The organism is uncultured Agrococcus sp., from assembly GCF_945915485.1.
GTDB lineage: Bacteria > Actinomycetota > Actinomycetes > Actinomycetales > Microbacteriaceae > Agrococcus.
Window position 1 is genome coordinate 1 of the sequence record NZ_CAMEFJ010000158.1, and the last position, 3,111, is coordinate 3,111.

Sequence of the window (3,111 nt, forward strand, 5' to 3'; positions counted from 1 at the left end):
GTCGGTTCGGTGTCATTCGACGACTCTTCGGCTGCAGCTGGGAGAGCTACTCCTCCGAACGCCAGCGCTCCTGCGCCGACTGTCGCCGCGGTGACCTTCAGCCACCTACGGTGTCGCTTTTCCAATTTCGCGTCGCTCCTGTGAGTTGATCAAGGTGTTACGTGCTAGCCCGGCGAGCAGTGACCAACAGGCCAGCCCAAAGGCGCTCGACGGAAGTCAAGGCACGGCAGACAGTCTAAGCACGCTTTCCGGGAATACGCAATTGTTGCTACAAGATTGACGTGGTATGTCGGAATCAGCGAGTTTTCAGGAAATTCGGACACTTCGAGTAACGAAAGGTTTTCTCGCAGTAGTTGCCTTCCGCGGCTGCGCCCCGCACATTTTTCCCGTTCGGGAGAGTGCCGCGACTTTTCTTCGCACAATACCTCCGGAAGAACGAGGCTGCCGCGCGTACTCCGGGATCCACTGGGGTTGAAAACACACAGGTTGACCTTCATGACCCGACCGAGCGTTTGGAGCGGGTGCGACCAGAGCGCTCCCTGCAAGAAAAAACCGCGGAAACCTGAAGTTTCCGCGGTAAAAATTTGGTCGGGGTGACAGGATTTGAACCTGCGACCTCGTCGTCCCGAACGACGCGCGCTACCAAGCTGCGCCACACCCCGAGGGCCGCATCCTGCTGGATGCAACCTGAACAGCTTAGCGTATTCGCATCGATCGCGGGGCGCTTCCCAGCGTTCACCACGCACACCGATCTCGGAGGGTGCGAAAAACTTCGAAACATGACCGTCATGTTTCGAAGTTTTTCGCACCCAAGCACGGGTTAAGGCAGGCGCTACCTCGGCCGACCTGCGGCGACCGTCGCGGCCCGCGACTCGAGTTCGTCTCCCAGGGGTGCCAGCGGCTCGGTGATCCCGCGGCGTTCGAACGCACGGCGAAGCAGCTCATCGGCGAATGCTGGGCTCTTCGCGAGCACCGGCCCGTGCAAATAGGTACCGAAGACGTTGTCACGGACGACACCCTCCGTGGAGTCCTCTCCGTTGTTGCCGCATCCCGAAACGGTTCGTGCGAGCGGTTCCGCGTCGTCGAGGAGGCGAGTGAGACCGCTGTGGTTTTCGTAGCCGACGAGACGGCCCCACTTCGTCTCGACGGAGTGGTTGCCAATCAAGCGTGTCGATGAACCGACCGTTTCGACATCGAGTACGCCTGCTCCCTGAATGACCCGGCCCGTCTGCGTGCGGAACTCTCTGCCGAGCAGTTGGTAGGCGCCGCAGATCGCGAGCATCACGACGCCGTCGTCGGCCATCGAACGCAGCTGGGGCGCTCTGCGAACGAAGTCCCGGCCGATGTCACCCTGCGTTGCATCCTGCCCGCCGCCGCCTAGCACGATGTCGATATCGTTCGGCAGCTCGTCACCGAGCCCGACGGGTACGACGGAGACGGCGAGCTCACGCCACTGGAGTCGACGGCGCAGCACGAGCACGTTACCGGTGTCGCCGTAGATGTTCATCTCTTGCGGATACATGTGGGCGATGCGTAGCTCGGTCATGCTGTACCCCCCGAACGCGTTTCGAGGTGACGGAACAGCCCCCACATCGCGGTGTAGCTCGCGAAGACCGCGAGGCGGCCCCCTTCGGGGGTACGGGCGATCGCTTCGTCTACGACGGGGGCTAACTCCGCTCGGTCATACTCGACCTCAAGGCCCTCGTACTTCAGCCTGACCGCCATGTCTGCTGCTCGCACGCCGCCCGTCGTGACCGGGATGCCTGCATCCAGCAACGGCACGAACGGGACGTCCCAGAGCCACGACATGTCGCGTCCGTCGGCGTCGGCATCGTTGATGATGATGGTGGCGCGATCCGGCTGTTCTCCAAGCCCCGCCTGCAGCGACTGCCGGAAGCCGGCAGGGTTCTTCACGAGGTGCATTCGCACGTCGCGCCCATCGATGCGGTACGCCTGACCGCGCCCGAACGCGGGTTCGACTTCAGCAAGACCCTCCGTGACTTCGTCAACCGTCAGCCCTGCAACACGCGAAACAACCGCTGCTGCCGTGGCGTTCTGCGCGTTGTGCGCGCCCGATGTGCGCAGTCTGACCGTTCGCACATCGCCTTCGAAGTCGATCGTCGTTTCGCCGGAAGTCGCCTCGTATGACTCGAGCACGGCGTCCATGCCTACGGGAACCGGCTGGGTCTCGACATCGCCGTACAGTTCCTCGTCGGTGGGGAAGTGCTGCTGCATCTCCTCGCTGAGCGCGAACCAGTGCACGTCGGCGTTCATACGGCCGGCCATGGCCGCGAGCCGCTCGTCATCGGCATTCAGCGTGACGGATGCCGTTGCCGCCTGGCCGACCCGCTCCAGTAGCGAGGCGGTGAAGTCGATCTCGCCGAATCGGTCGAGCTGGTCGCGCGAAACGTTCAGCAGCAAGACGTGATCCGGTCGGTGTCGTTCGACGAATTTCACGGCGTGCGCTTCGTCGAGCTCGAACACGGCGATGTCAGCATCGAGTTTGCCGGCCCAAGACGACGAGTCGACGAGCGCGCCGATCGCGCCCCGCACGAAGTTCGAACCGGTGTCGTTCGTCAGCACACGAAACCGGCGCCCCAGGATCGTGGCGATCATCTTCGTGGTCGTCGTCTTGCCGTTCGTGCCCGTGACGAGTACGACACCGTGCGGCAGCGCGCTCAGCGTCTTCGACAGGTAAGCAGGAAACGTGCGTTCGACGATGAGGCCGGGCAGGGCATTGCCGCTGCGTCCCAGGAGTCGCAGGGCGCGAAGCGCGAGCTTGCCGGTTATGACGGGGAGCGCTGGCATACGGCGATGTTACCCGCGAGCGGTCAGCGTGAGCAGCACCGCTTCCGGCGGTGTGCCGAGCCTGAACGGCGCGAGCACGGATGTGCCAATCCCCGCGGAGACTTCCAGCGGTACTTCGCGACCTCCCGTGTGCCAGGTCGTGAGTCCGTCTGCGTGCTCAACCGGCAGGTCGCAGTTCGTGACGAGCGCCTGACCTCCCGGCACGCGTACCTGGCCACCGTGCGTGTGACCAGCGAAGAGAGCGTCCGCTCCGAGATCCGCGAGCCCATCCAGCACGGCACGGTAGGGGGCGTGCGTGATACC

The 3,111-nt window shown here is 63.6% G+C and carries 2 protein-coding genes, 1 tRNA gene and 1 pseudogene; all 4 read right to left on the bottom strand.

Annotated features, from left to right (window positions below):
* Window positions 1-585: 585 nt before the first annotated feature.
* Window positions 586-662 (bottom strand) — tRNA-Pro (locus tag Q0O95_RS13820).
* A gap of 170 nt (window positions 663-832) precedes the next feature.
* Window positions 833-1,546 (bottom strand): glutamine amidotransferase, encoded by a 714-nt coding sequence (locus Q0O95_RS13825; protein ID WP_293699878.1) that lies wholly within the window; start codon window positions 1,544-1,546, stop codon window positions 833-835.
* Window positions 1,543-2,808 carry a Mur ligase family protein gene (locus Q0O95_RS13830; RefSeq protein WP_293699880.1) on the bottom strand — a complete coding sequence of 422 codons (1,266 nt, stop codon included), beginning with the start codon at window positions 2,806-2,808 and terminating at the stop codon, window positions 1,543-1,545. Before Q0O95_RS13830 ends, Q0O95_RS13825 begins: the two co-directional genes overlap by 4 nt.
* A 9-nt stretch (window positions 2,809-2,817) precedes the next feature.
* Window positions 2,818-3,111 (bottom strand): annotated as a pseudogene (locus Q0O95_RS13835) (metallophosphoesterase); the annotation flags it as partial.

What these genes read in the sequence shown, in the direction of transcription:
- Q0O95_RS13825 (WP_293699878.1), bottom strand. Translation starts at nt 1,546, where the DNA reads ATGACCGAGCTACGCATCGCCCACATGTATCCGCAAGAGATGAACATC.
- Q0O95_RS13830 (WP_293699880.1), bottom strand. Translation starts at nt 2,808, where the DNA reads ATGCCAGCGCTCCCCGTCATAACCGGCAAGCTCGCGCTTCGCGCCCTG.